Below are 26,607 nucleotides of genomic sequence, written 5' to 3' on the forward strand. Positions count from 1 at the left end.
AATCAATAAAGAAGTTCACGGCGGTACAGCATGTACCCACAATGAAAAGTCTCATGCCAGTCCCCGTGACTGACCCGAGTTAAAACAACATTTTACCACCCACAAATAACAAAAAGATGGCAAAGATTTTTTTTAGTGTCGGAGTCGGTAAGTGACTGACCATACGCGCGCCATATCGAGTAGTCAGGACAGAGGTGCAAGCCACACCGATCAGCGCCGGCAGATACACATAGCCCAGACTGTATGGCGGCAAACTGTCATCACCGCTGCCCGCCACAATAAATCCGGCCATGCCCGCTATAGCAATAATGGACCCGCAAAAAGCAGCTGTCCCGATAGAACGGCGCATTTCTACGCCATACCAGCTCAGATAAGGTACGATCAGCGAACCACCACCTATCCCCGCTAAACTGGCCACCAGACCAATCACACTGCCACTGCCAGCGATTGCAACCCGACCCGGAATAGGATGACGCCCTGTGACTTTCAAGGAGAGCAGCATTTGCAGCGCCAGTAAAAGCACAATACCAGCAAATATCCGGGGCAGCCAATCCGCAGGCACCCACTCGGCCACAGCACTCCCGGCAATGCCCCCCAGCACCATACCCGGAGCGAGCAACCTGACCAAAGAGACATCCACATTCCCCAGCCGCAAATGGCTGCGCGCCGAAGAGCCGGACGTCAGCACAATACAGGCCAGCGAGGTTGCCAAAGCAATATGCATTACTAATCCAGGTTCAATACCAGTTTGGGGTAGCATCCAGACTAAAGCGGGGACAATTAATAATCCCCCGCCAATACCCAGCAAACCTGCCAGCAGACCGACCACAGCCCCCAGCCCCAGACACATCAGGAGCAGCCATAACATATCCGGCATCACTTACCTGCCCGGATGAAGCCACCCATACCACGTTGTTCGACAAACTCTGTTGCCATTTGCCTGACATCATGGCCGAAAGTCGCCTGTAACGCCTTATCAGAAAGTTGCTTCATATCAGCCAAAGTTGCATGCCGAAGGACATATTTAATTTTGGCAACGTTGCGGGTATTCATACTTAAAGAGCGGTATCCCATGCCAACCAAGAGTATTGCGCCGAGTGGATCACCGGCCAGTTCGCCACACACGCTCACCGGTATTGATAACGCATGGCTGGAATCCTGAATATGTTTCAGTGCCTGAATAACTGCCGGATGGAAAGTATCATAGACACTGGCAACACGGGAATTGTTCCTGTCGACAGCCAATAAATATTGCGTTAAGTCGTTGCTGCCTACCGAAATAAAGTCGACCCGCCCTTTCAGAGCCGGCAATTGGTACAAAATCGAAGGGACTTCGATCATGATGCCCAATCTTGGCCGCTTAAGCACTTGCCCTTTGCTGGCAGCATATAAAGCCACTTCATTGAAAGCACGATCAATCAATGCCTTTGATTCATCCAGTTCAGGAATGCCTGAAATCATGGGCAAGAGGATGTCCATGTTATCAAGGCCAATACTGGCCTTGAGCATAGCCCTGACCTGAATGAGGAAAATTTCAGGATGATCCAGAGTAAAACGAATACCACGCCAGCCAAGAAAAGGGTTATCTTCTTCAATAGTGAGGTACGGCAAAGGTTTATCGCCGCCTATGTCTAAGGTGCGCATTACCACAGATTTACCCGGGTAAGAGGCCAGTATTGAGCGGTACTGAGCAGCCTGTTCTTCTTCCGACGGAAAACTGCGCTGCAGCAGAAATGGCACTTCAGTCCGGTACAGACCGACACCATCGACCCCTTTATTGACTGCAATATTGGTGTCAGCACTTAATCCGGCATTCAGATGCAGATAGATCCTTTCTTGATCTTTCGTTTCCGTCGCTTTATCCAGATCTTGTTCTACCAGAGCCGTCAGCTCATTTTCTTCTTTCAGTAACCGCTTGTATTCGGCCAGAATCTGCCGGTTGGGTTCAATGAGCAGATCGCCGCGATAACCGTCGACCACCACCAGGGCGTTGTGGACTTTCTCCGGTACAAAATCGACCCCCATGATGGCAGGAATGCCCAGTGCCCGGGAAAGGATCGCCGCGTGGGAGTTGGCGGCACCTTCCTGAGCCACCACAGCGGCCAGTTTATCGCGCGGAATACTGGCCAGCATAGCGGCTGTCAGCTCTCGGGTCAGCAATACGATCGGGGCATCCCACTGGTGCTCGACACCCTCTTCGTTATGGAGGAAAAACAGCAGGCGCTGGCCAAGTTCGCGAATATCGTGCGCCCGTTCACGCAGATAATCATCCTTCATATTGGCAAAGCGGACAGAGTAGGCCTCCACTGTCTGCCTGACGGCCCATTCGGCCTGATCGCCGCCCGCCACTTTGGAAAACAGATCCTTACGCAGCATGGGATCATTGAGCAAGTGGCTGAAAAGATCAAAAATCGCCAGGGTGTCTTTGTGCAGCTCGCTGTCAAAGCGTTTTCGCAACCGGCGAAATTCATTACTCGCCATCTCAATGGCAATGCTCAGGCGTTCCTGTTCAAACTCTCTGTCCAGACAGGAGGCCGGTGACACAGCTTCCAACCGAGGCTGGTTGTCATCCCACCAGGCTTTGGCGATGGCAACCCCGGTCGATGCGGCCGAACCGGTTAAATGCAGTCCGTCACGCTGGCCTGGCCACATACCCTGCGCTTTGGCATGCGCCAGAATTACCGCCAGCTGTGCGGCCAGTGTCACCATGAACGACTCTTCACTTTCAGTGAATTCACGCATATCGCGTTGCTGGATAACCAATACACCGAGGACTTTACGCTGATGGATAATGGGTGTGCCGAAAAAGGAGCGGAAGGTTTCTTCGTTGGTCCCTGGGATATGTTTGAAGTTAGGGTGCTGGCGCGCATCGGCCACATTGACAGGCTCAGCCTGACGGCCAACCAGACCGACCAGGCCTTCATCAAACCCAAGCCCGACCTGATAAGAAGGCTTGGTCAGCCCCTGGGTAGCCATGAGCATATATTGCTTGCGGTGTTCGTGAACAATGTAGACTGAGCAGCACTCAGTCTTCATTGCCTGGCAAATACTGACGACCAGCAGATCCAGCGCCTCGAGTAATGTCGGAGCACTGGCCACTTTCTCTACAATTTCTCTTAGCTGGGTCAGCATAAGCGTTACTTTCCCTAGGTTAACTCCGCTTGTGTTTACGTTTTAACTTGCGTTCCTTGCGCTCCTTGAAAGGCATCGCCATCGCCGCGAACTCTTTCAGCGCCCGGCGATAAACGTCCCGTTTAAAGGACACAACCTGACGAACCGGATACCAGTAGCTGACCCAACGCCAGCCATCGAACTCCGGTGTACTGCCACGCTGCATGTTCACCTTAGACTCATCGCATTCCAGACTCAGCAAAAACCACTTTTGCTTTTGTCCGATACAAACTGGTTTGGAATCCCACCTTACCAGACGTTTAGGCAACTTGTATCGCAGCCAATGGCGGCTGGATGCCAGAATCCTGACGTCTTTTTTGGTCAGACCCACTTCCTCATACAGTTCACGGTACATGGCCTGTTCCGGGGTTTCCCCTTCATCAATACCGCCTTGTGGAAACTGCCAAGAGTGTTGTCCATATCGTCGAGCCCAAAATACCTGGCCATGGCTGTTACAGATAACTATCCCCACATTAGGGCGATATCCATCGCCATCAATCACTGGACGACCTCAAGTAAAAATATCAATTAACAGTGATTTTTTCACAGAATTAGCCTCAGGGTAAACATTCATTGTCATCAATCACTGTTTTTTCCTACCTAGCACTCACTTTATGGATAACTTAAGAGGAATTCAGAGGTTATAAACAAAGAAATGAGACCTCTCCCACATTTATTCACGCTTTCTGTGGATAGTTGTGTGTAGAAGCTCTCCTATTGTCCATTTAATCAACAATAAATCAGGATCCAAACAACTGCGTCACTAGTGCACAAAAAACAACAAATAACTAAAAATCAATCCCTTACATAGATATTGAATTTAAAATACAGCTACAGATTAAATGACTTTCCAGAGGATCATTGCCACTGGTCAAAGATCAACCACCCTCGGCTTTATCCACACCCTCTGATGATTAATGGTCAAATAATCATCGCAAAGGCGTTTAAATACTGCACAAAACCCTGTGAATACGTCCAGCTCACACAGTAGACACATTGTTCAAAAAAGTACCTGTGGATATCTTAATCCCAGGATCCTACGCAAACAGTCTGATCAAGCCGACAGTCATTCAGCAGCACAAAGCATCAAATGTGTTAAAATGCATAGCCACGTTTTTGAAAAGTTACTCATCCTAATGACGATCTCCAGACAACCCGCTCCTAACTCAGAATCAGAACTCCTCAGCCGGGCACAGGCGCTGGCCGGCTTTACTCTGGGTGAGCTGGCTGAGCTGGCAGGACAAATCGCCCCACCGGATCTGCGCCGGGATAAAGGCTGGGTGGGCCAGTTGCTGGAATGGCATCTGGGGGCAACGGCAGGCAGCCAGCCCGTCCCTGATTTCGCCAATTTGGGCATTGAACTCAAAACTATTCCCATCAGCCATCTGGGCAAACCACTGGAAACCACCTTTGTCTGCGTTGCCCCTCTGATTGGCTTGCAGGGCGTGAACTGGGAAAACAGCCATATCCGGCACAAACTCGCCCGGGTCCTGTGGATCCCCGTAGAAGGTGAGCGTGAAATCCCGCTGACTGAACGCCATGTCGGCTCTCCTCTGTTGTGGAGTCCATCTGCCGACGAAGAAGCCAGATTACGCCAGGACTGGGAAGAGCTGATGGAACTGATCGTACTGGGAAAAGTGGAGCAGATTACAGCCCGCCATGGTGAAGTCCTGCAGCTGAGACCCAAAGCCGCCAACAGCAGAGTACAGACCGATGCTTACGGCGCAGACGGCCACCCGATCAAAACCTTGCCCCGGGGTTTTTACCTCAAAACCCAGTTTACCGCCGAACTGCTCAAACGCCACTTTATGCTCTGATAACAGAGCGGGCTATACATTGATCGTCATGTCATCCTGGCAACACTCAGGTTTACCATCCAGTGAGAATTCATCATGAGGATCAATCGTCCTTAATGTGATCGACTTGATCCCAAGTGGCCGCAGAAAATCCCTCACCTGCTCCATAGTCTGAAAATGCAGCATGTTGTCATCGTCATCCTTTAATGGCTCAAGATGATGTTTATATTCAACTTCCATAAGATAATCAGCCCGACCCGCATAACTGGTCAGTACGCACTTAGGGACCTCTTCTCCGGGTGACTTTACCCAGTGCCTGAATTGGGACAGTTTCATGATCACTCCTTTTCAAGGGAACTGTTTTAACTATGTGCGAACATTCGCGTATCAGCAAGGTTTGACTGTGCAGCCTATGAGATAACTGCTTCATTTTACTGCGGCTTCTCAGTAACCCTTTCCTAGGTTATAGTCAGGGAGAATTTGCGGTCCAAGGAGGGCAAATGAAATACCATAAGATCCCCCATTCAAACCTTGAAGTCAGCCAGATTGGCCTGGGCACCATGACTTTTGGTGAGCAAAATACTGAAGCCGAGGCACACAGCCAACTTGATTTTGCTCTGGAGCGCGGTATCAACCTGATTGATACCGCTGAAATGTATCCGGTACCGCCGAAAGCTGACACTCAGGGGCTGACCGAAGCCTATATCGGCAGCTGGCTGAAGAAATCAGGTAAACGCGACCAAGTGATTCTGGCGACCAAAGTCGCCGGCCCCCGTAATGTCCCCCACATCCGCGACAATATGGCACTCGACTGGCGAAATATTCACGAAGCCGTTGAAAACAGCCTGGAAAGATTGCAAACAGACTATATCGATCTGTATCAGTTGCACTGGCCCCAGCGAGAAACCAATTGCTTTGGCAAGCTCAATTACCCTTATCCCGACGCCAATACCGGTGTCACGCTGACAGACTCACTTGAGGCACTGGCTGAACTGGTGCGGGCAGGCAAAATTCGCTACATCGGCTTATCTAACGAAACCCCATGGGGTGTGATGTCTTTCCTGCGCCTGGCTGAGAAGCATGACCTGCCACGGGTGGTGACTATTCAGAACCCCTATAACCTGCTCAACCGCAGCTTTGAAGTAGGTCTGGCTGAAATCAGCCATTATGAAGGGGTAAAATTACTGGCTTATTCTCCGATGGCCTTCGGCACCCTAAGCGGTAAGTACCTCAATGGCAAAAAACCCGACGGTGCCCGCTGTTCGCTGTTTGACCGCTTTGTCCGTTATTTCACGCCGCAAGGTGTGGCTGCCACGGAAGCCTATGTCAAAGTGGCAAGAAAACACGGTCTGGATCCGGCGCAAATGGCCCTGGCCTTTGTTAACCAGCAGCCGTTTAATGCCTCAACCCTGATTGGTGCAACCAGCCTGTCTCAGCTTGAGGCCAACATCGACAGCCTGTCGGTGGAACTCAGTGCAGACGTCCTGGCAGACTTAGAACAAGTTGGCATCACCTATTCGAATCCTTGCCCTTAACCCTATTTTTCCAAACTGAAAAAAAGCCCCCATCTAAATGGGGGCTATCAGTGTTCTTCAGACCTTACTCCGCAGAGTAAGGCCAGAGATTACGTCAGACTTCGCCACCTCAACGCTCGCCTCAGATGACGTGTTTTACGGCTGACTCGCAGACTGACCAGGGCTGAATCCACACGCAGGTCTTTGTCGATGCCCATATCTTTGAGAATATGTGGCGATAAATGCGGCAGATGAACCTGCATACGTCGGTGCTCGCGACGCCATGCTTCTTCTTCACGGTGTAAATCAAGACGGATAAGTAAAACAGCAAAACGTAAATAGACTGATTGGCGCATAAGTGTGCTCTCCAGGTTGATAAAATGGAGGGACGCAAATACGACCGTTTTCAGGCTGACAACATACTAGCCGCGACAGACGTATCCGCGGCCCATTTACAGAGTGTATTACTGTAAAAAGTAACTAAGATCGATGATCTCAGTGCTGATGGGAAGTGTGATCCTTAACACCAGCAGGACGCAGACATTTAGTATTGAATGTGCTCATTGTGTGTTCCTCCTGGTTATAAGATAGAATGATGTGATATGGGTGTTATTTTTGCCTGATAGTACATCAAAAACAAGAAGTTATTTTGGATTACAGGATAAAAAGGGAAATACTCCACCGAATGCACAAGACTGCAGGCCAAGCCAGATAGATTTCTTTGTTTAGCTTAAAATGTCAGCGCATTCCTCTTTTTCAGTGCAGATACCATTCAGCCGTCCAGTTTCTGTCAGGACAATTTCATGGTTTTCATCATAGTCAGCAGCGCTTTGCCCGCCGGACCCAAAGCATGCCGGCTGCTCCATGCCAGATCTATCGGTTGCTTCCATGCCTGTGCCTCAAAGGCAGGTTCCAGTCTGACGACCTGCCCGGCCAGCACTCTGTCTCTGACCATGTCAGCGGGTAATACTGTCCAGCCGATCCCTCGCTGAACCAGTTCCAGCGCAGACAGAATGTGCTCGGTTCGCCAGATAGCATCAGAAACCCGCCATTCTTCGCTGTCCTGACCATAGCGGCCTGTCAGTAATATTTGCCGGTATTGTCTGAGATCCGGCCAATCCACCTGTTGCAGTGCCGCCAGTGGATGATTACTGGCCGCCACACACCAGACATCAATCTGTCCCAGGCCATGGACAGCGATATCAGAATGCAGGAAAGACAACTGCACCATAAGCGCCAGCTGTGCCCGGCCTTCATTGAGCAGTTTCACCACATCGCCCATGCCTACAGTCAGAATTTCTACCTCCACGAACGGAAAGCTGGATTCAAACTGCTGCAACGTGTCTGCCAGTGCCGGGATCATCGCCATTGATTCCACCACCAGGGTTAACTTGGGCTCCACCCCCTGCTGAAAACTGTCGGCAGCCACTTGCAGCTCCCCGCACTGTGCCAGCACCCGCCTGGCTTTAACCAGTAAGGCGTCACCATTAGGTGTCAGCACCGGCCATTTACCGCTGCGATCAAACAGTATCAGGTTGAAATCCGTCTCCAGATTAGCGATAGCTGTGCTGATAACCGACTGCGCTTTACCCAGCTTGCGGGCCGCGGCCGAAAACGACCCCGTTTCCGCCGCGGTGACAAATGCCCTGAGCTGTTCAAGAGAGAAGTCCAATTTAAAACCCTTAACCTATCTGTTATTACGATAGTAACTAACTTTTATCTATCTGTATTTAACTTAGTATATCCCCCGGTTACGTTTTTCACTAAGAGGTTAAGAGTATGCGTACGCATTGGGACAGAATTCGTCATGCCGTCGGTTTTGAACTGATTGCGCTGGTGCTCATCACCCTGGTGCTGAGTCAGGGATTTGGGTTCGACATGGCCAAAATTGGTCTGTTGGGCATTGTGTTCTCAGTGATTGCCACCGTCTGGAACTATGTCTATAACCTGTGGTTTGATAAAGCCATGCTGAAGTATGCTGGCCATGTGCACAAAAGCACCAAACACCGCATGGTACATGCGCTGGGCTTTGAGCTCTGTCTGTTGTGGCTGACGCTGCCTATCATGGCCTGGTGGCTGGAGATCGGTTTATGGCAGGCGCTGGTGATGGATATTGGCCTGGTGATCTTCTATCTGATTTACGCATATGTTTATAACCTGACCTACGACAAAGTGTTTCCACTGCCTGAAACACAAACGGCCTGACGTGGTTAAGAGTTCTGGCTCAGATCCCGCGGTGGCGGGATCAAGTCATGTTTGTTAAGCAGCCGGTACATAGTGGCGCGGGATACGCCAAGCTCACGGGCCGCCGCTGAAATTTGTCCCCGGTTATTCTCCAGTACACTTAACAAGGCGCTGCGCTCTGATTCTTCCCGGATTTTTTTCAAACTCTGTTTATCATCGGCCTGCCTTGGCAGCTCAAGATGATCGGCCTCAATATTCTTCTGCTCTGTCAGCAGCACTGCCCGTTTTATTCGCCCGATCAGCTCCTGTACATTGCCAGGCCAGTTATAGGTGACTATGGCCTGTCTGGCATTGTCAGAAAATGCTTTCACTCCGCAGTTATACTGGCGGGCATACTTGAGTAGCAATGCATCGGCCAGCATCAGTAAATCGTCTCCGCGCTCACGCAGAGGCGGTACCGTCAGGCTAAGCACATTCAGCCGATAGAAAAGCGCTTTGCACAGCCGCCCTTCGCTGACTAAAGTATCAAGCGGATAATGTGTCGCAGCGATCAGCCTGGGCTCAGCACTGACCTCAGAGCCGTTTTCCTTGGTAAAGCGCCCGTCCTGCAGCCACTGAACCAGCTCTTGCTGGCGATCCTGAGGTAATGAGGTGACTTCATTGAGAAACAGCACACCGTCTCTGGCCGCCTCAAAACAGCACTCAGACTCAGTTCCCTTCACCGCCCAGCTCTGGCCGATACTTGAGCAATTTACGGTAACAAAACGCCCTTTGGCGCGGGTTGAAGCCTGAAAAATGGCCTCTGCAACCATTTCCTTGCCTGTACCTATCTCCCCCTGAATCAATACCGGCATGTCCGCCGCCGCCAGACGTTTCACGTGCTGCAGCAGCTTTTTCATGACAGGTGTATTGCCCTGGAGTCCCTGCTGGCCGAAGTGACCGAGCTTTGGCCAGACTTTGCGTTCCAGTGTCAGCATACCGCGCTGGTGGCCTAAAGTTTTCAGCAACTGGGATTCAGGAATCGGCGAGGTAAAATAATCGATACAAAAACTGACGATAAACTGGCAGACAGATTCGATGCTGAGCTGCTCGTCTCTGACCAGGGCCAGCCATCGTACCTGCTTGTGCCGGTTGACCAGACTGGCAATCGCCTGCAGACTGAAATCATCATGGCTCAGATCAACCACCCCCAGGCAAGGGCCGGTTTCAAGTAATAAGGTTTCTGCTGCCCGCAGATCGTGACAGTGATGACAAATCCATCCGGCCTGCTTCAACGCATTCAGCCAGGGGATAGTGTGTCCCCCGAGCAACACCAGTTCACCGTGCCAGATATCCTTGCGCGCATCCATTCCCATTCATTCACCCATTTCAGCGATAGCAGCACCATTCGGAGCCAGACTGCTACAGTGGTTCTGATCATAAAAATGCAAAACAGTATTCAACAAGTATAAGAGACAGGATCGCCAGATAACAAAAATATCACCTGTAATAACTAAAACAGGTGATATTTCCAGAAGGGCTTCAAGAGGATAAGGTTTAAAAAATGGAGATTAGGATTTTTTTGCTATACAGGCTTCGTTCGTCACGGGTTCACTGACAAAGCCGCCAGCACCTGTGTACCAAAAGCGTACCCCCAGCCCCATGGCAATGGCATCACCAAAATTATCACAGGCAACATCAACCAGAGCGGGCTTCACTTTTGACGCATCCAGCTGCCAGTTCCACCGTGTGCTGCGTAACTGGCGAATAATAGTTAACAGTGAACGCTCACTGTCAAAGTGGTACTGACGCACTTCGCCCCGATCTCCCTCTGGAGGTAAATCATTAAACTTAGTGAATTCTTGTTTCCACTCTTCAGGTAGCGAACCGACAAACTCTGTCGGCGGTTGAGTCAGTGCCATTGCTGCACAACCGGTAAGCACCATGGCGCCAAAAGCAGGAATGATCGTTTTTTTCATTTATCAGCCTAACGTTGTTCACATCACCACAAAGCCTGAATTATGACACTTTACTCATAAAATCATCTATACCGGATAACAAAAAATGTTAAACATCGCTGAAATACGTTTTACCTTTCAGCCAGCTGCGCGACTTCGCGCTCCTGTGTCGCTTTGAAGGCATAAAAAAGCCACTTCTGCAGAAGTGGCTTAAAGGGATGCATTGTCTCAACACATCAGTTCTGCGGACGCATTGCCGGGAACAGGATCACGTCACGAATGGTATGGCTGTTGGTAAACAGCATCACCAGGCGGTCGATACCAATCCCCTGACCCGCCGTTGGTGGCAGACCATGTTCCAGCGCTGTAATGTAATCAGCGTCGTAGAACATAGCTTCATCATCACCGGCATCTTTGGCATCAACCTGGGCTTTGAAGCGCTGGTCCTGATCTTCTGCATCGTTCAGCTCCGAGAAGCCGTTGGCCACTTCACGGCCACCAATGAAGAACTCAAAACGGTCGGTAATGAACGGATTGTCATCATTACGGCGCGCCAGCGGTGAAATATCAGCAGGATATTCGGTGATGAATGTTGGCTGCAGCAGTTTAGGCTCGGCCGTTTCACCAAAGATTTCTTCCAGCAACTGACCGCAGGTCCAGAAAGGTTCAACCTGAATGTGCAGCGATTTCGCGATACCCACCATCAGATCACGATCCTGCACCTGCTCATAGGTCAGGGTCTGAATGGTGTCATGGTTCGGGTTATATTGCTTGATGGCGTCCAGCATGCTCAGACGCGGATACGGACCTTTAAATTCAATCACTTCATCGCCATATGGCAGACCGGTAGCACCGCACAGGTCCTGCGCAATAGAGCTCAGCATGTCTTCGGTCAGATCCATCAGATCACGATAATCCGCATACGCCATATAGAATTCCATCATAGTGAATTCTGGGTTATGGCGCGGCGACAAACCTTCGTTACGGAAGTTACGGTTGATTTCGAATACACGCTCAAAACCACCGACCACCAGACGCTTGAGGTACAGCTCAGGGGCAACACGCAGGTACATATCAATGTCGAGCGCGTTGTGGTGCGTGATAAACGGACGCGCAGTCGCGCCGCCAGGAATCACGTGCATCATAGGCGTTTCCACTTCCATGAACCCTTTAGTGGTCATGAACTGGCGAATCGCATTGACCACTTTGGAACGCATCAGCATAGTGTTGCGTGAATCTTCGTTAACGATCAGATCCACATAACGCTGGCGGTAACGCTGCTCCTGGTCAGTCAGACCATGGAATTTTTCAGGCAACGGACGCAGCGCTTTAGTCAGCAGCTGGTACTCGTCAAAGTTGACGTACAGATCACCCTTGCCGGACTTGTGCAAAGCCCCTTTCACACCGATGATGTCGCCAATATCCAGACCTGAATATTTTTCTTTCAGCTCTTTCTGTACGTCTTTGGACGCATAAGCCTGAATACGGCCGGAGACATCCTGGATCGCCAGGAATGGGCCACGCTTGGCCATAATACGACCGGCAATCGCAACAATGTTGTTGGCTTCTTCCAGCTCTTCTTTGGTTTTATCACCAAAAGCGGCCTGCAGATCAGCAGCCAGGCTATCGCGGCGGAAATCATTCGGGTGGCCGTTTGCTTTGCAATCCTGACGAATGTGTTCCAGTTTCGCGCGGCGCTCTGCAATCAGTTTGTTTTCGTCTTGTACTTGTTCAGTCATGGTTAACCTTAACAACAGTTCGGGGCCGGCATTAAAGACCGGACTTCAGACTAGCTTCAATGAAGCGGTCCAGGTCTCCGTCCAGCACCGCCTGGGTATTGCGGTTCTCGACACCGGTACGCAGATCTTTGATTCGGGAATCATCCAGCACATAAGAGCGGATCTGACTGCCCCAGCCAATATCAGACTTCGCATCTTCATTCGCCTGTTTTTCGGCGTTCTGCTTATGCATTTCCAGTTCAAACAACTTAGCTTTCAGCTGTTTCATCGCCTGATCTTTGTTCTTATGCTGAGATCGGTCATTCTGACACTGCACAACAGTGTTGGTAGGTACGTGGGTAATACGTACCGCAGATTCCGTGGTGTTTACGTGCTGACCGCCCGCGCCTGAGGCACGGTAAACATCAATCCGCAAATCAGACGGATTAATATCGATAGCAATATTGTCATCCACTTCCGGATACACAAAAGCCGATGCAAAAGACGTATGACGACGGCCGCCTGAGTCGAACGGCGACTTACGCACCAGACGGTGAACGCCGGTTTCAGTGCGCAGCCAGCCATAAGCGTACTCACCGCTGATTTTCACCGTGGCGGATTTCAGTCCGGCCACATCGCCTTCAGAGACTTCAATCACTTCTGTTTTGAAGCCCTTGGCTTCAGCCCAGCGCAGGTACATACGCAGCATCATAGATGTCCAGTCCTGGGCTTCTGTGCCACCAGAACCGGCCTGCAGATCGACATAGCAATCTGCGCTATCGTGATCACCGGCAAACATACGACGGAATTCAAGCTGTTCCAGCTTGTTAACCAGCTCGTCCAGTTCAGGACCAATCTCGTCAAAGGTTTCCTGATCGCTTTCTTCGATCGCCAGCTCAAGCAGACCTTCGACGTCTTCGACGCCCTGATCCAGCTGGTCGATGGTTTCCACCACAGCTTCCAGCGCTGCGCGCTCTTTTCCTAATGCCTGAGCACGCTCTGGCTCATTCCAGACATCAGGTTGCTCTAATTCTGCATTGACTTCTTCAAGACGCTCTTTTTTAGCATCGTAGTCAAAGGTACCCCCTAAGGATGTCGGTCCGTGCAGACACATCCTCAAGACGGTTTTTAATAGGATTAACTTCGAACATTGCCACTCTTCTTAGCCTTTTCGCCGAAACGGACATAACCGGAGGATTCTAGCGAATTGCGGCAGGAATAAACAGAGGATCACAAAACTTATCCAAAATATCACTCGCAATATTGACAGCATGGATTTTCGGACAAAAGAAAAACGGTGAAGCGACAGCTTCACCGATAGACAGATTATACCGCCTCGAGGTACTCAACCATCAGCTGAACGCTACGATTACCCCGAAACTCATTAATATCCAGACGATACACCAGGTTGACCTGTTGAACCGAAGCATCCGGCCAGCGCCGGACATCAATATTAAATGCAATGGCGTCTATCATGCTGCCACCAGCGACAGGTTCCAGCATCATTTTCAAGTGCTTGCTGCCGACCAGACGCTGCTGCAGCAAGCGGAAACGGCCATCAAAGCTCGGTTCCGGGAACTGCTGCCCCCAGGGACCGGCACCGCGTATCAGCTCGGCCGTGTCCATCGTCATCTCCTGCGCCGCCAGCTCACCGTCAGTCAGTAAGATGCCGCGCAGGGCAGACTCATCCAGCTCATCCCGGACAACCTGATCGAAGGCTTTGCTGAATGCTTCAAACTTATCAGCGGCGAGCGTCAATCCCGCAGCCATGGCGTGACCGCCAAATTTGAGGATCATCCCCGGGTTGCGGGTATCGATCAGATCCAGCACATCACGCATATGCAGGCCGGGTATCGACCGGCAGGACCCTTTAATTTCGCCCTCGCCCGCCGCCGCAAAGGCAATCACAGGGCGGTGGTACAACTCTTTGATCCGCGATGCCAGAATGCCGATAACTCCCTGGTGCCAGTCCGCCTGATACAGCGCCAGTCCGTAGGGCATGTCTTTTTGGCTGAATTTCAAACGCTCGCAAATCGCCAGCGCCTCTTCTTTCATGCCCTGTTCAATTTCTTTTCGTGTCTGATTAAGGCCGTCCAGCTCGACCGCCATTCGCCGCGCCGACTGAATGTCTTCGCACAACAGCAGTTCAACGCCAAAAGACATGTCATCCAGACGACCCGCCGCATTAATGCGCGGGCCCAGCGCGAAACCCAGATCGCTGGCCACCAGCCGGGACGGATCGCGATTCGCCACTTCGATCAGCGCCTGAATCCCCGGCCGGCATTGCCCGGCGCGAATGCGCTGCAGGCCCTGATGCACCAGAATCCGGTTATTGCCATCCAGTGCGACCACATCGGCCACTGTGCCCAGGGCCACCAAATCTAATAACCCGGCTAAATTGGGTTCAGGGATCCCCTGCTCGATAAACCAGTTCTGCTGACGCAGAGCCGCCCGCAGTGCCAGCATCAGATAGAAAGCCACCCCTACCCCGCACAGCGCCTTGGACGGAAAGTCACAGCTGTGCAGATTCGGATTGACGATAGCATCTGCGGCTGGCAGGACGTCACCCGGTAAGTGGTGATCTGTCACCAGCACCCGGATACCTTTTTCTTTCGCCACCGCCACTCCAGCCACCGACGAGACGCCGTTATCCACCGTCATGATGATTTCCGCACCACGAGCTGCGGCCTGCTCGGCCACTTCCGGGCTCAGGCCATAGCCATCATCAAAACGGTTCGGCACCAGATAATCGACATTGCGGCAACCTAACTGGCGCAGCGCCAGAACAGAAAGCGCTGAGCTGGTGGCACCATCGGCATCGAAATCGCCCACCACAATTATGCGCTTGTGTTCATGCAATGCATCAATCAGCAGAGTAACGGCTGCATCAATACCATTAAGTTGGTCATAACTGTGCAGCCCCTTAGCGCCGCGCTCCAGATCTGTGTCAGAGCGCAACCCCCGGCTGGCATAAATACGCTTCAGCAGAGGGTGGATCTCAGAGGAAAAACCCGAGGTATCCGCTTCAGGGCGACGCTTGATTTCGATTTTCATTAGACTACTTAATGGCGATTGGCAGATGGGAAAAATGAGCAGGTGTTATACCAAAAAACCGCAGCGGCGGGTACCCGAACAGGCCAATCCAGCATCGGGCTCACAAGACTGACCGATCAGAAAATCCCCCCGAATGCGAATAACGCAACAGCCCGCAAGGACTGCGGGCTGTTGATCAGCAGAGGCAATAATTAACTGCGGCTGTTGAGAAATTGCAGCAGTCGGCTAGCCGGTTGATAGCCAGGCAGCATAGTCCCGTCTTCCAGCACCAGCGCAGGCGTACCTGTCACGCCCATTGCCACACCCAGCTGGTAATGCTTCATCACCAGCGAGTCATTATGCGGACTTTGCTCAATATTCAGTTTGCCTTTCTTGGCGTCATCCATGGCCTGCGCCCGGTTTTTCGATGCCCAGATAGCACTCATCTCACCGAAATTCTGCGAACGCTCACCACCGCGCGGGAAAGCCAGATAACGGATAGTGATACCTGCGTCGTTGTAGGCCTGCATTTCACTGTGCAGTTTACGGCAATAACCACAGCTGGTATCGGTAAAGACAGTCACCACGTATTTTTCATCTTTGGCCGGATAGACGATCATTTCGCTTTCCATGCCTTTGAGTTTGTCTTTGTTGATTGAGGCCATTTTCTGTTCAGTCAGATTGACAGGTTCGCCGTCCACAGACTGATACAGGTGCCCTGCAACAAAATACTGACCGTCATCAGACATATAAATAATACCGCGTTCGGTCACCACCTCGTTCATTCCCTTAAGCGGTGATGGCGTCACTGACGCTGCAGTCAGGCCCAGTGGATTCAACGTAGCTTCAATGGCACGGACATCAGGTTCTGCACTGGCAGAAAAAGCCGTGAACGCAGCCAGTGCAACAAGCAGGGGACGGCGGGAAAATGACATGAAAACATCCTTAACAAATCGTTGGCAATTCAGGGATAGTCCCTGTGAATACTATACAGACCCTTTGAGTATGGTCATACTTTCAAAGTTCAATCTCAAAAGGCAAGTGATTTCATAATCCGGTGACTCTGCAGGGTTATGATTGGGATCTCTGCCCCAGTAAGCACTGGCCGGAGTGTAACAAAAGGTCACTGCTGGTTTCAGGCTCGCGGATGGTGTTCCTGATGCAGCTGCTTCAGACGCTCGGTTGCCACATGAGTATAGATCTGTGTGGTAGATAAATCACTGTGACCTAACAGCATTTGCACGACTCTGAGGTCCGCGCCGTAATTGAGCAAATGGGTGGCAAACGCATGACGCATGACGTGCGGCGACAAGGTATCGGCATCAATCCCGGCCAACACCGCATAATGTTTAATACGGTGCCAGAAGGTCTGACGCGTCATCTGGCGGGCACGCTTGCTGGGAAACAGAACATCTGAACTGACTTCCCCCAACAGGTACGGTCGTCCCTGAGCCAGAAAAGTTTCAATCCATTCCATGGCTTCTTCGCCCATTGGCACCAGTCGCTCTTTATCCCCTTTACCTGTGACCCTGACCACGCCCTGGCGCAGACTGACGTTATCCATCCGCAGACTGACCAGCTCAGTGACCCGCAGGCCCGTTGCATACAGCAGCTCCAGCATGGCTTTATCGCGCAGCTCGAGCGGATCATTGACATCAGGCGCGCCCAGCAGGGCACTGACCTGATCTTCGCTAATGTCCTTCGGCAGCCGCTGCGGCAATCTGGGACTGTGCAAAATGGCACTGGGATCGTCTTCCCTGAGCTTTTCACGGTGAAAGTACTGAAACAGCCGCCGCAGCGCCGATGTCATTCTGGCCCGGGAACTCTGCTTGAAGTCTTGCTCAAACAGCCATTGCTGGTAATCCTGCAGATCGCCGGAGTGCAGTGACAACAGCGACTGCCGCCGTGAATCCAGCCATTGCTGCAGTTTCATTAAATCATTACGGTACGAAGACAGGGTGTTGGCCGACAGCCCACGCTCCATCCACATCGCATCTAAAAAGCGCTCGATCAGGGCAATATCGTTATTGGTTTCCACGTCGCGCCACTCCCAAAACATCTGGATATAAACACAGTATATTGCAGCATAGTACTGAATTTCTCCTGTAATGTAACTAGGTGCGCTCGCTTGAGGGATGCACCCAGGCGCCTGACAGGGTAAAATCAGCGCAAATTAGTTGCCACCCCAGGAAATATCAGTATGAAAATCGGCCTGTTTTACGGATCGACCACCTGCTATACCGAAATGGCCGCGGAGAAAATCCGCGATTGCATCGGCGGCGAGCTGGTTGAGCTGCACAACATCAAAGAAGCGGCACTCAGCGAGATGAACCAGTATGATCTGCTGATCCTGGGCATCTCAACCTGGGACTTTGGTGAACTGCAGGAAGACTGGGAAGCGGTCTGGAATCAACTGGATGGCCTGACGCTGACCGGAAAAACCGTCGCCCTGTTCGGTTTGGGCGATCAGGAAGGCTACACAGAATGGTACCTGGACGCCATGGGCATGCTGCACGATCAGTTGCTGCCGACCGGTGCCCAGTTCGTTGGCTACTGGCCAAATCAAGGCTACAACTTTGAAGCCTCAAAAGCTCTGACCGAAGACAAAAGCTTGTTTGTCGGGCTGGCACTGGATGAAGACAGCCAGTACGAACTCAGTGATGAGCGCATCCAGCAATGGTGCGAGCAGGTACTGACCGAGTACGGCGATTCACTCTAGTCCGACGTTTAACGCCCGTAGAGAGACGGGCGGGTACTGACCAAACAGCCCCTGAATCATCCCATGCTTGTTGGCCTGGCAAAAAAGCCAGGCTGTAACGGGAGAGCTGCTCAGTATATTGCCTGACCCTCAGCATTAGGTAGATGTTTGTCGCTGTCCATCTCGGCCGTAAAAAAACGCCCCGGTAAAAACCGGGGCGTTTCGGTCAGACAAATTGTTATTTGCTGTTTAAACCGTTTGCGCTTTTGGCTCACGGATGTCTGCCCGGATGAAACGGGTCACAGCCAGTGCCAGCAAGGTAGGTGTTGTCCAGGCCATACCGTAATCAAACATTGGCAGGAAACTCAGAAACGACATATCCAGACCGATCACTTTGGCCGCATCAATCAGACTGAAGACCAGAGAAACCAACAGCACCACACGGTATGCCAGACGCGGATTTGGCAGCCAGCGGCGAACAAAGGTCAGGATAACCAGCGCCACCGCCACAGGGTACAGGGCAAACAGCACAGGCACCGACAGGCTGATCAACTGATTCAGGCCAACATTGGCCACCACACCGCAAATCACTGCCAGGATCACAGCCCATGTCTCATAGGACAATCGGGTCAGCGAACTGAAATAGTCAGAACAGGCACTGATCAGGCCAATCGCCGTGGTCAGACAGGCCAGCATCACAATTGCCGACAGAATGTACTGACCGACAGGACCAAACAACGCCAGCACATAGCCTGCCAGAATGGCACCACCATTGGCTGCACCTTCGGCAACCGCCGCACTGGTAGCGCCCAGATAAAACAGCGAGATATACACAAACGCCAGGCCTGCTGCGGCAATCACACCTGCCATCATCAGATATTTGCAGGTGGCTTTATCATCTTTGATGCCTTTGTTGCGGATCACATCAACAATCAGCATGCCGAACATCAGCGCCGCAAAGGTATCCATGGTGTTGTAACCTTCCAGGAATCCTTTGGTGAACGCCATGTTCACATAATCACCCTGTGCAGCCTGAATCTCGCTTTGCGGGTTGAGGAATACCGCCACAGCCAGAATAGCCAGTACAGCAAAGAGCGCCGGGGTGAGCAGCTTACCGATAGAATCGATCAGCCTGCCGCGTGACCATGCAAAGAACAGCGCCAGTCCAAAAAAGACAACAGAAAAAATGGTCAGACTGGTTTGTCCCCCATCAGCCATAAAAGGTTTGACTGCCATTTCGTAGGCCACAAGACCGGTACGAGGCGCAGCAAAAGCAGGGCCGATGATGATAAAGATAAGAACGGCCATCAGCGTTGCCAGCTGAGGCGGAAGATCACGGGTCAGCCCCTTCCAACCGCCGCCGGCAACAGCCACAGCTATGATGCCGATCAGCGGCAAGCCAACTGCCGTCGATAAGAAACCAAACATCGCTGGCAGCAGGTTATCACCTGCACTTAAACCGGCCTGTGGCGGGAAAATAATATTTCCGGCCCCCAGGAAGAACGCAAAGGTCATGAAACCTATCGCAAAAATATCTGAAACCTTGAGTGTGTTATTCAAACTGCACCTTCCCACTCGTCTATTGTTATGTTGTGTTAGCATTAATGGCTCATTACTGAGATATATCACTACATTCAGCAAAAGAGGCAGCATAATGAAGCAAAAGAATGCCAGTGACAACCTCGCAGCCAAAAACACCACTTTCTTCGGATGTATAGCCAAAAAACCAAAATAAAGAACCAATAAAAAGCAATAAATTAGAACTAAGAACCAAAATAAATATTGCTCACAAAACATCCAACACAGAATATAAAACCACCAGATCACCAAACTTTACAGTGTTTGACCGCAACTCAACCATTGACAGGAATAACCGCTATAATGGCGGACTGATTTTACTCGCCGCCTTTTCGGACATTCATTAGATGAATAAAGGTTTTACGTTTAAACAATTTCACGTTGACGATCACGGATGCGGCATGCCTGTCAGCACAGATGGTGTGTTGTTAGGAGCATGGGCCTGGGTGTCAAGCTGTCGTGACAGTCAGACTCAGGTCAATCGCCAGACGATACTCGACATTGGTTGCGGAAGCGGTTTGCTGTCCTTAATGGCAGCGCAGCGTACGCAATCCGGCACCGCCGATATTCTGGCGCTGGATATTGACCCGGCAGCCGTGACAGCGGCCGGCAAAAATTTCTCGGCCTCGCCCTGGTCCGTGCGGCTTCAGGCCGAGCGTCAGGATATCCGTGAATGGGTCCGCTCTCAGCCCAAAGGCCGCTTTCAGGCCATATTATGCAATCCGCCCTACTTCAATCACGGTGAACAGGCAAACTGCCAGCGCCGGGCGACCGCCCGACACACAGACACCCTCTCCCACAGCGAGCTGCTCAGCTGCCTGCAATACCTGCTGGCACCGGCAGGACAGGCCAGCCTGATTCTGCCGGTCTACGAAGGTGAAGCACTGCTGACGATGCTGGCTGACTATGGCTTGCACTGTCGCCGGCTGTGCCGGGTGAAAAGCACCGCCGCCAAACCGGTTCATCGCCTGCTGATTGCGCTTTCCCCTCAGGACGGTGACTGTGACGAAACACAGCTGACGATCAATCAGCAAGGCCACTATTCGGCCGGGTTTACGGCCCTGACCCGTGACTTTTATCTCAAGCTCTGATCCTGTCAGCGAGCGGCAGGGATAATCCAAGTTTTTGTGCTTTAATCGGTGATACTTGCATCAAATCACACTATAATGCCGCCCCTTAACTGAATCACAGCAGCAAACTGCCCATCGACATGCGACCCATACGGGCAGCCCGCTACTTAGGAGTAAGACTGGTGAGAGATTTTTCCGAATTAGAGTTAGATGGCGCTCTGCTACAAGCGATTGAAGATATGGGATATTCCCGTCCAACCGTTGTGCAGTCTCAGGCTATCCCTCATGCCCTGGATGGCCGTGACGTACTGGCATCCGCACCAACGGGTACCGGAAAAACTGCCGCATTTGTATTGCCTATGATTCAGCACCTGCTTGATTTTCCGCGCCGTAAACCCGGCCCGGCCCGCGTGCTGATTCTGACACCAACCCGTGAACTGGCCATTCAGGTCGCCGATCAGGCCAAAGCCCTGGCGGCCCATACTGACCTGAAAATCTTCACCATCACAGGCGGTATCTCTTACGACGAGCACGCTGAGTATCTGGGCAAAACTCAGGACATTGTGGTTGCCACACCGGGCCGTCTGATGGAATACATCGAAGGCGAGAAATTCGATTGCCGTGCCATCGAGTGCCTGATCCTGGACGAAGCTGACCGCATGCTCGACATGGGTTTTGGAGCCGTTGTGAAACGCCTGCATGAAGAATGTCGCTGGCGCCGTCAGAGCTTGTTGTTCTCCGCCACCCTGGAAGGCAAAGGGGTACGAGAGTTCTCCCAGACGATCTTAAGTGAGCCCGTCGAAGTGAACGCTGAGCCACCGCGTCGCGAACGCAAGAAGATCCATCAGGTATACCACCGCTGTGACGACATGGCGCACAAAATGGCGTTGCTGGAAAATATCCTCAGCGATCAGGCCGAGCGCAGTATTATTTTTGTCAAAACCCGCGAGCGACTGGCCGAGCTGCGCGATCAGCTGGCGTCACTGAAAATCGCTTGCGTCTGGATTCAGGGAGAAATGGCACAAGCCACCCGTAACAATGCCATTCGTCGTTTCCGTGAAGGTGAAACCAACATACTGATCGCCACCGATGTCGCAGCACGGGGTATTGACCTGCCAGACGTCAGCCATGTCATCAACTTTGACATGCCGCGTACGTCCGATGTGTATTTGCACCGTATCGGCCGTACTGCCCGTGCCGGTAAAAAAGGCACAGCCATCTCGCTGGTGGAAGCGCATGATCAAGGCATGATAGAGCGTGTCAGCCGTTATATGAAAGAAGAAATACCGGAGCGCTTTATTGAAGGCCTGCGCCCTAAACACAAAAAGCCGGCAACCGTGAAGAAGAAGAAAGTCAAAGACGGTAAGAAGAAAGACACGAAAAAGAAAGACACGAAAAAGAAAGACGCCAAGAAGAAAAAATCCGTCAACAAAAAGGCGGCGGCCAAATAATCTTTGCCGTAGCTGCAGACTAAAACAGAAAAGGGCCGGATACAGTATCCGGCCCTTTTTTCAGCCAACGGTTTAACGCTGAAGCTTTATTGCTCTTCGCGTTTAAATACCAGTTCAGCGGCCGTCGATTCTTCCGGTACGAAGTAATAGCCAGCCACGTCAAATTGTTTCAGCTGTTCCACTGAAGTCAGGCGGTTATCAATGATATAACGTGCCATCATGCCACGGGCTTTCTTGGCGTAGAAACTGATCACCTTGTACTGACCATTTTTGCCGTCTTTAAACAACGGGGTAATCACTTTACCTTTGAGAGACTTCGGCTTAACGGCTTTAAAATATTCATTGGAGGCCAGGTTAATCAGGATGTCATCGCCCTGCCCGGCAAGCGCGTCATTCAGTTTGTCCGTAATAATACTGCCCCAGAACTGATACAGGTTAGTGCCGCGGCCGTTGGCCAGCTTAGTGCCCATTTCAAGACGGTAAGGCTGCATCAGATCCAGCGGCCGTAACAAACCGTACAAACCGGACAGCATGCGCAGGTGCTGTTGGGCAAAGGTGAAGTCATCCTCGCTCAGGCTATCGGCTTCCAGGCCGGTATACACATCACCTTTGAAGGCCAGAATCGCCTGACGCGCGTTTTCAAGCGTAAAATCCGGGTGCCAGTCGGCAAAACGGGCCGCATTGAGTCCGGCGATTTTATCGCTCACCTTCATCAGGCTCGCAATGTCCATAGGCGTCAGCTGACGGCAAACCTCAATCAGCTCCATCGAGTGATCGGTCAGCTCAGGCAAAGTATAAGTCTTTGTTGCCAGAGGAGATTCATAATCCAGGGTTTTAGCAGGGGAAACCACTATCAGCATGTTTTGATGTCCTGTAAGCGTGTCTGTCGGCAAGATTACCATTTCGGCATCAAAAAACCACGCACAACGCGCGTGGTTGTCGCTTTCTTTGCCATAGGGACAGCCTATCGAACTGAACGGCTGGTCCAGATATCTTCATCCAGCTGAGCATGCAATTCCGGGTATTGGGCGCTGTCAAACGTTGGCACCTTACCCTGAGCCAATTGCGCGTTATAGTCTTTCGCCAGTTTCACCACTGTGCCCGACAACAGCAAAATAGCGATCAGGTTGATAATGGCCATCATTCCCATAGACACATCCGCCATCGCCCATACCGTCGGTAATTCGGCCAGCGCCCCGAACATCACCATGCCCAATACCACAGCGCGAAAAATCAGCAGTCCGGCTTTGTGGTTATGCTCAAGAAAAATCAGGTTGGTTTCGGCATAAGAGTAATTGGCTACCAGCGAGGTAAAGGCAAACAGGAAGATAGCGATAGCAATGAAGATCCCTCCCCAGTCCCCCACCTGAGAAGCCAGCGCCCGCTGCGTCAGCTCTATACCTGTGACTTCGCCATGAGGTACATACTCACCAGACATCAGAATAATCGCCACAGTGGCCGAACAGATAACGATAGTATCGGTAAAGACCCCCAGCATCTGCACATAGCCTTGCGACGCCGGATGTGGCGGGTACGGCGTGGCCGAGGCGGCCGCATTCGGCGCCGAACCCATGCCCGCTTCATTGGAAAACAGCCCGCGCTTCAGGCCATTAATCATGCCCTGAGCTATGGTATAACCCAGAGCGCCGGAGGCCGCTTCTTCCAGACCAAAGGCACTGCGGAAAATCAAGGCGATCACCGAAGGAACCTGTTCGATATTCATTGCCACGACCACCAGTGCCAGCAACAGATAACAAATCGCCATCACTGGTACCAGAATTTCAGCAGTGCGGGCAATGGTTCGCATGCCACCGAATATGATAAAACCGGTCAGCGCCACCAGCACCATGCCGACCACCACAGGTTGCCAGCCAAAGGCCACATTCATGGCTTTGGCAATGGAGTTAGCCTGAACCGCGTTGAATACCAGACCGAAGGCAATGATCAGAAAGATAGAGAACACCACCCCCATCCAGCGCATTCCCAGCCCTTTTTCCATGTAGTACGCCGGACCGCCCCGGTAATTGCCGTCATCATCCCGGGTCTTGTACAACTGGGCCAGCGCACTTTCCGCGAATGCTGTCGCCATCCCTAACATGGCAATCAGCCACATCCAGAAAATCGCGCCCGGCCCACCCAAGGTAAGTGCCACGGCGACCCCGGCCATGTTGCCGGTTCCGACCCGGGCAGCCAGACTGGTGCATAATGCCTGAAAAGAAGAGATACCGGCAGCATCCGACTTACGGCTGTTTTTCATCACTTTAAACATATGGACAAAATGCCGGAACTGAATAAACCCCAGCAAGTAGGTAAAATAGATCCCTACCCCGACCAGCAGGTAAATCAATACAGATCCCCACAGCAGATCATTGAGGAAATTTATCTGACTTGTCACACCAACCCCTTAGCTTGCTCAAAGGTATTTTTGCCCGGCACGCCTTTGCTATGCCACTTCATTCAACTGTAATTCATCTGTCAGCCCAAGCTGAGATAAAGCCAGAAAAACATTTGCATTGCAGATACTGACCTGTTGGCTGATCTCAGCCCGTTTTGGTTCCCGGCTGCCGAAAACCTGAGCGATGATGCGGAGTTAGTCGCAAAAAATCAATCCACACTGAACAGAATTGAGCACTGCATTACTTTCTAACCAACTGGACAAACCATTGGGTTCAATGATTCAGTTTGAACTAATTTCACAAATAAATAACAAATGCGAAATACTTCAATTTTATTCTACACCGTATTGTGATATTTAACTGATGATCGAGGGGCAAGATGCCCCCGCTCTGAGCAATACTCAGAATGGTAGAGAGGTGCAATATGGATGGCTTTGGATTCGACAACATGCTTGAAAGCGATTTTCCTCGTCGCAATGCACGCAGTAAACCTGTTAAGCGTAAGTGGCGGGAAATTGAAGCACTCAAAGATAAGCAAAAACTGAAAAAGGAACTTCAGGACATTGATATCTTACATGAGTTTACCGATGAGGTAGATTTGTAATCTGGGTTTTGCACTACCATTACTAGGTTAAGGCTAGTATCAAACGACCAACACCGGCTCTGCAGCCGGTGCTGTTTTTTGTGGCCCGGCAGATGTTAATGATCGGGCTCAAGCCGGGTTGCCAACTCCCGGTACTGAGCTGAAACCTCTTTACCGAACAGAGGATCACACAGGCAATCCTGGTATTCTTCTTCAACGGCTGCCCAGTCCTGGTCGGTAAAATGCTGGCGGATCACAGGGAACACCTTCTTCTCTTCGGTGTCCAGGTGCTGGTGCTGGCGCTCTACAAAGGCATTCAATTTTCCCGCAAAAACATCCAGCGGAATCACGGCATCCATCAGAATCATGTCGACGGTTTCGGCAAACTCTGCGGTCAGTCTAGCCAGCTCTATATGTTCCGCCTCCAGATCCAAAATGTCCTGCTCCTCACCATAGTGTCTGAGGTAGTAATGGTATATGACATCTTCTTTTGGGTGATGACAGTGCTCGGCCTGGTTCTGCAGATAGGTCACTATGTCGCGAATGAGCTGATAATTCACTTCGTGACCCGCTTGGATCCCTTTTAATTTTGTACCTAACAGTTTAAGCAACCGGTTGATATAACCATGTTCGGTGTGAATACTGTCCAATAGCATTTCGACCTCCCGGACATTAACATCCCAGCTATAAGTGTAAACCGGGATAGCGAATTCTGTTTGATCCAGGTTAAGTTGCCTTACATTTGTTCAGGAAGTTGCCAGTTAATCTCACTTTTACGGCTTTGTCGCAACCACTTGTTTGCCTGAGAGAAATGGCGACAGCCAAAAAAGCCCCGATAAGCAGACAAGGGTGACGGATGTGCCGCTTCCAGCACCCAGTGTCTGTCCCTGTCGATATGTTTTCCTTTCTTGTGGGCATGCGCTCCCCACAACAGAAACACCAGACCATCTCTGTGCTGATTCAGACTGGTAATAACCCTGTCGGTAAACATTTCCCAGCCATATTTACTGTGCGAATGCGCTTTGCCTTGCTCAACCGTCAGCACAGTATTGAGCAGAAGTACGCCCTGCTCTGCCCAGGGCTGTAAGCAGCCATGGCTGGGAATGCTGAATCCGTCGATATCAGTGGCCAGCTCTTTATACATATTGGCCAGAGACGGGGGGACTTTAACTCCGGGTTGCACCGAGAAACTGAGCCCGTGTGCCTGTTCAGGGCCGTGATAAGGATCCTGGCCCAGGATCACTACCTTGACCTGATCAAAGGGAGTGGTATCAAAAGCGCGAAATACATCGGCCTCAGCCGGATAGATCACTCTGCCAGCCTGCCTTTCTGCGGCAACTTGTGCCTCAGCCTGCTGAAAGTAAGCTTGCTGCCTTTCCTGTTCCAGCAACTGTTTCCAGTCGAAAAGCGATGAAGATGGGGAATCTGAAACAGACATGTCGGCTCCTGCGGGGAAAATGAAGGTAAGCCGACATTCT

25 protein-coding genes are annotated in these 26,607 nt (G+C 51.4%); 7 read left to right on the top strand and 18 right to left on the bottom strand.

Annotated features, from left to right (window positions below):
• Window positions 1-79 precede the first annotated feature (79 nt).
• Genes KCG43_RS03660 through rppH form a run of 3 tightly spaced genes read right to left on the bottom strand, consistent with a single transcriptional unit; the run spans window position 80 to window position 3,673 of the window.
• Window positions 80-868: a sulfite exporter TauE/SafE family protein gene (locus tag KCG43_RS03660; protein ID WP_370630663.1), complete on the bottom strand. Its 789-nt coding sequence runs from the start codon at window positions 866-868 to the stop codon at window positions 80-82.
• 8 nt (window positions 869-876) lie between these two features.
• Entirely contained in the window at window positions 877-3,132 is a 2,256-nt protein-coding gene (gene ptsP / locus KCG43_RS03665; protein WP_192015561.1) for a phosphoenolpyruvate--protein phosphotransferase, read from the bottom strand.
• Window positions 3,133-3,151: 19 nt separating this feature from the next.
• The gene (gene rppH / locus KCG43_RS03670; RefSeq protein ID WP_192015560.1) at window positions 3,152-3,673 is read right to left on the bottom strand and encodes an RNA pyrophosphohydrolase; all 522 of its coding nucleotides are present in this window, start codon (window positions 3,671-3,673) and stop codon (window positions 3,152-3,154) included.
• A 634-nt stretch (window positions 3,674-4,307) separates the two neighbouring features.
• On the opposite strand from rppH, the gene mutH reads away from it, so the two are divergent.
• Entirely contained in the window at window positions 4,308-4,988 is a 681-nt protein-coding gene (mutH, locus tag KCG43_RS03675; RefSeq protein WP_218383391.1) for a DNA mismatch repair endonuclease MutH, read from the top strand.
• 12 nt (window positions 4,989-5,000) lie between these two features.
• Here mutH and KCG43_RS03680 read toward each other — a convergent pair whose 3' ends face one another.
• Window positions 5,001-5,303 (bottom strand): DUF6482 family protein, encoded by a 303-nt coding sequence (locus KCG43_RS03680; RefSeq protein WP_192015558.1) that lies wholly within the window; start codon window positions 5,301-5,303, stop codon window positions 5,001-5,003.
• A gap of 164 nt (window positions 5,304-5,467) precedes the next feature.
• On the opposite strand from KCG43_RS03680, the gene KCG43_RS03685 reads away from it, so the two are divergent.
• Window positions 5,468-6,502 (top strand): NADP(H)-dependent aldo-keto reductase, encoded by a 1,035-nt coding sequence (locus KCG43_RS03685; protein ID WP_192015557.1) that lies wholly within the window; start codon window positions 5,468-5,470, stop codon window positions 6,500-6,502.
• An 89-nt stretch (window positions 6,503-6,591) separates the two neighbouring features.
• On the opposite strand, the gene KCG43_RS03690 is transcribed toward KCG43_RS03685, so the two are convergent.
• Both KCG43_RS03690 and KCG43_RS03695 read right to left on the bottom strand, forming a co-directional pair.
• Window positions 6,592-6,837, bottom strand: a complete 246-nt coding sequence (locus KCG43_RS03690; protein ID WP_192015556.1) for a hypothetical protein — start codon at window positions 6,835-6,837, stop codon at window positions 6,592-6,594.
• A gap of 434 nt (window positions 6,838-7,271) precedes the next feature.
• Window positions 7,272-8,153, bottom strand: a complete 882-nt coding sequence (locus KCG43_RS03695; protein ID WP_218383393.1) for a LysR family transcriptional regulator — start codon at window positions 8,151-8,153, stop codon at window positions 7,272-7,274.
• Between the two features lie 107 nt (window positions 8,154-8,260).
• On the opposite strand from KCG43_RS03695, the gene KCG43_RS03700 reads away from it, so the two are divergent.
• Window positions 8,261-8,686: a PACE efflux transporter gene (locus KCG43_RS03700; protein WP_192015554.1), complete on the top strand. Its 426-nt coding sequence runs from the start codon at window positions 8,261-8,263 to the stop codon at window positions 8,684-8,686.
• Window positions 8,687-8,691: 5 nt separating this feature from the next.
• On the opposite strand, the gene KCG43_RS03705 is transcribed toward KCG43_RS03700, so the two are convergent.
• From KCG43_RS03705 to xerD, 7 genes are all read right to left on the bottom strand, one after another.
• Complete coding sequence (locus KCG43_RS03705; RefSeq protein ID WP_370630664.1) at window positions 8,692-10,020, bottom strand: sigma-54-dependent transcriptional regulator; 1,329 nt, start codon at window positions 10,018-10,020, stop codon at window positions 8,692-8,694.
• 195 nt (window positions 10,021-10,215) lie between these two features.
• Window positions 10,216-10,623 (bottom strand): hypothetical protein, encoded by a 408-nt coding sequence (locus KCG43_RS03710; protein ID WP_218383397.1) that lies wholly within the window; start codon window positions 10,621-10,623, stop codon window positions 10,216-10,218.
• A 215-nt stretch (window positions 10,624-10,838) separates the two neighbouring features.
• Window positions 10,839-12,341, bottom strand: a complete 1,503-nt coding sequence (gene lysS, locus KCG43_RS03715) for a lysine--tRNA ligase (protein ID WP_218383399.1) — start codon at window positions 12,339-12,341, stop codon at window positions 10,839-10,841.
• Window positions 12,342-12,372: 31 nt separating this feature from the next.
• A protein-coding gene (gene prfB, locus KCG43_RS03720; RefSeq protein ID WP_192015550.1) for a peptide chain release factor 2 occupies window positions 12,373-13,471 on the bottom strand; the annotation gives its coding sequence in 2 pieces (ribosomal slippage) (window positions 12,373-13,395 and window positions 13,397-13,471; 1,098 coding nt in all).
• A gap of 175 nt (window positions 13,472-13,646) precedes the next feature.
• Window positions 13,647-15,374, bottom strand: a complete 1,728-nt coding sequence (gene recJ / locus KCG43_RS03725) for a single-stranded-DNA-specific exonuclease RecJ (protein WP_218383401.1) — start codon at window positions 15,372-15,374, stop codon at window positions 13,647-13,649.
• 191 nt (window positions 15,375-15,565) lie between these two features.
• Window positions 15,566-16,288 (bottom strand): bifunctional protein-disulfide isomerase/oxidoreductase DsbC, encoded by a 723-nt coding sequence (gene dsbC, locus KCG43_RS03730; RefSeq protein WP_192015548.1) that lies wholly within the window; start codon window positions 16,286-16,288, stop codon window positions 15,566-15,568.
• A 200-nt stretch (window positions 16,289-16,488) separates the two neighbouring features.
• Complete coding sequence (gene xerD / locus KCG43_RS03735) at window positions 16,489-17,343, bottom strand: site-specific tyrosine recombinase XerD (protein WP_370630665.1); 855 nt, start codon at window positions 17,341-17,343, stop codon at window positions 16,489-16,491.
• A gap of 210 nt (window positions 17,344-17,553) precedes the next feature.
• Between xerD and fldB the strand changes: the two genes are divergently transcribed.
• The gene (gene fldB / locus KCG43_RS03740; protein WP_192015546.1) at window positions 17,554-18,072 is read left to right on the top strand and encodes a flavodoxin FldB; all 519 of its coding nucleotides are present in this window, start codon (window positions 17,554-17,556) and stop codon (window positions 18,070-18,072) included.
• Window positions 18,073-18,300: 228 nt separating this feature from the next.
• Here fldB and brnQ read toward each other — a convergent pair whose 3' ends face one another.
• Window positions 18,301-19,611 (bottom strand): branched-chain amino acid transport system II carrier protein, encoded by a 1,311-nt coding sequence (gene brnQ, locus KCG43_RS03745; RefSeq protein ID WP_192015545.1) that lies wholly within the window; start codon window positions 19,609-19,611, stop codon window positions 18,301-18,303.
• A 365-nt stretch (window positions 19,612-19,976) separates the two neighbouring features.
• On the opposite strand from brnQ, the gene KCG43_RS03750 reads away from it, so the two are divergent.
• Window positions 19,977-20,720, top strand: coding sequence for a tRNA1(Val) (adenine(37)-N6)-methyltransferase (locus KCG43_RS03750; protein ID WP_218383403.1), 744 nt, complete (start codon window positions 19,977-19,979; stop codon window positions 20,718-20,720).
• A 161-nt stretch (window positions 20,721-20,881) separates the two neighbouring features.
• Window positions 20,882-22,150, top strand: a complete 1,269-nt coding sequence (gene srmB / locus KCG43_RS03755) for an ATP-dependent RNA helicase SrmB (RefSeq protein ID WP_218383404.1) — start codon at window positions 20,882-20,884, stop codon at window positions 22,148-22,150.
• Between the two features lie 86 nt (window positions 22,151-22,236).
• Here the strand turns inward: srmB and yaaA are convergent, their stop codons facing one another.
• A complete protein-coding gene (gene yaaA, locus KCG43_RS03760; protein WP_218383405.1) occupies window positions 22,237-23,010 on the bottom strand; it encodes a peroxide stress protein YaaA in 774 nt (257 codons plus the stop codon).
• A gap of 104 nt (window positions 23,011-23,114) precedes the next feature.
• Window positions 23,115-24,545, bottom strand: a complete 1,431-nt coding sequence (locus KCG43_RS03765; protein ID WP_218383407.1) for a sodium:alanine symporter family protein — start codon at window positions 24,543-24,545, stop codon at window positions 23,115-23,117.
• Between the two features lie 425 nt (window positions 24,546-24,970).
• Here KCG43_RS03765 and KCG43_RS03770 point away from each other — a divergent pair, with 425 nt between their 5' ends.
• On the top strand, window positions 24,971-25,150 hold the full coding sequence (locus tag KCG43_RS03770) for a DUF3545 family protein (RefSeq protein WP_192015540.1): 180 nt from the start codon (window positions 24,971-24,973) through the stop codon (window positions 25,148-25,150).
• 95 nt (window positions 25,151-25,245) lie between these two features.
• Here the strand turns inward: KCG43_RS03770 and KCG43_RS03775 are convergent, their stop codons facing one another.
• Window positions 25,246-25,785, bottom strand: a complete 540-nt coding sequence (locus tag KCG43_RS03775; RefSeq protein ID WP_218383409.1) for a hemerythrin domain-containing protein — start codon at window positions 25,783-25,785, stop codon at window positions 25,246-25,248.
• Between the two features lie 80 nt (window positions 25,786-25,865).
• Window positions 25,866-26,567, bottom strand: a complete 702-nt coding sequence (ung, locus tag KCG43_RS03780) for a uracil-DNA glycosylase (protein WP_192015538.1) — start codon at window positions 26,565-26,567, stop codon at window positions 25,866-25,868.
• Window positions 26,568-26,607 lie beyond the last annotated feature (40 nt).

The organism is Photobacterium sp. WH24, assembly GCF_019204055.1.
Taxonomy (GTDB): domain Bacteria; phylum Pseudomonadota; class Gammaproteobacteria; order Enterobacterales; family Vibrionaceae; genus Photobacterium; species Photobacterium arenosum.

Coding starts and splice junctions, on each gene's coding strand:
- KCG43_RS03660 (WP_370630663.1), bottom strand. CDS start 868: ATGTTATGGCTGCTCCTGATGTGTCTGGGGCTGGGGGCTGTGGTCGGT.
- ptsP (WP_192015561.1), bottom strand. CDS start 3,132: ATGCTGACCCAGCTAAGAGAAATTGTAGAGAAAGTGGCCAGTGCTCCG.
- mutH (WP_218383391.1), top strand. CDS start 4,308: ATGACGATCTCCAGACAACCCGCTCCTAACTCAGAATCAGAACTCCTC.
- KCG43_RS03680 (WP_192015558.1), bottom strand. CDS start 5,303: ATGAAACTGTCCCAATTCAGGCACTGGGTAAAGTCACCCGGAGAAGAG.
- KCG43_RS03685 (WP_192015557.1), top strand. CDS start 5,468: ATGAAATACCATAAGATCCCCCATTCAAACCTTGAAGTCAGCCAGATT.
- KCG43_RS03690 (WP_192015556.1), bottom strand. CDS start 6,837: ATGCGCCAATCAGTCTATTTACGTTTTGCTGTTTTACTTATCCGTCTT.
- KCG43_RS03700 (WP_192015554.1), top strand. CDS start 8,261: ATGCGTACGCATTGGGACAGAATTCGTCATGCCGTCGGTTTTGAACTG.
- KCG43_RS03705 (WP_370630664.1), bottom strand. CDS start 10,020: ATGGGAATGGATGCGCGCAAGGATATCTGGCACGGTGAACTGGTGTTG.
- KCG43_RS03710 (WP_218383397.1), bottom strand. CDS start 10,623: ATGAAAAAAACGATCATTCCTGCTTTTGGCGCCATGGTGCTTACCGGT.
- lysS (WP_218383399.1), bottom strand. CDS start 12,341: ATGACTGAACAAGTACAAGACGAAAACAAACTGATTGCAGAGCGCCGC.
- recJ (WP_218383401.1), bottom strand. CDS start 15,374: ATGAAAATCGAAATCAAGCGTCGCCCTGAAGCGGATACCTCGGGTTTT.
- dsbC (WP_192015548.1), bottom strand. CDS start 16,288: ATGTCATTTTCCCGCCGTCCCCTGCTTGTTGCACTGGCTGCGTTCACG.
- xerD (WP_370630665.1), bottom strand. CDS start 17,343: ATGTGGATGGAGCGTGGGCTGTCGGCCAACACCCTGTCTTCGTACCGT.
- fldB (WP_192015546.1), top strand. CDS start 17,554: ATGAAAATCGGCCTGTTTTACGGATCGACCACCTGCTATACCGAAATG.
- KCG43_RS03750 (WP_218383403.1), top strand. CDS start 19,977: ATGAATAAAGGTTTTACGTTTAAACAATTTCACGTTGACGATCACGGA.
- yaaA (WP_218383405.1), bottom strand. CDS start 23,010: ATGCTGATAGTGGTTTCCCCTGCTAAAACCCTGGATTATGAATCTCCT.
- KCG43_RS03770 (WP_192015540.1), top strand. CDS start 24,971: ATGGATGGCTTTGGATTCGACAACATGCTTGAAAGCGATTTTCCTCGT.
- KCG43_RS03775 (WP_218383409.1), bottom strand. CDS start 25,785: ATGCTATTGGACAGTATTCACACCGAACATGGTTATATCAACCGGTTG.
- ung (WP_192015538.1), bottom strand. CDS start 26,567: ATGTCTGTTTCAGATTCCCCATCTTCATCGCTTTTCGACTGGAAACAG.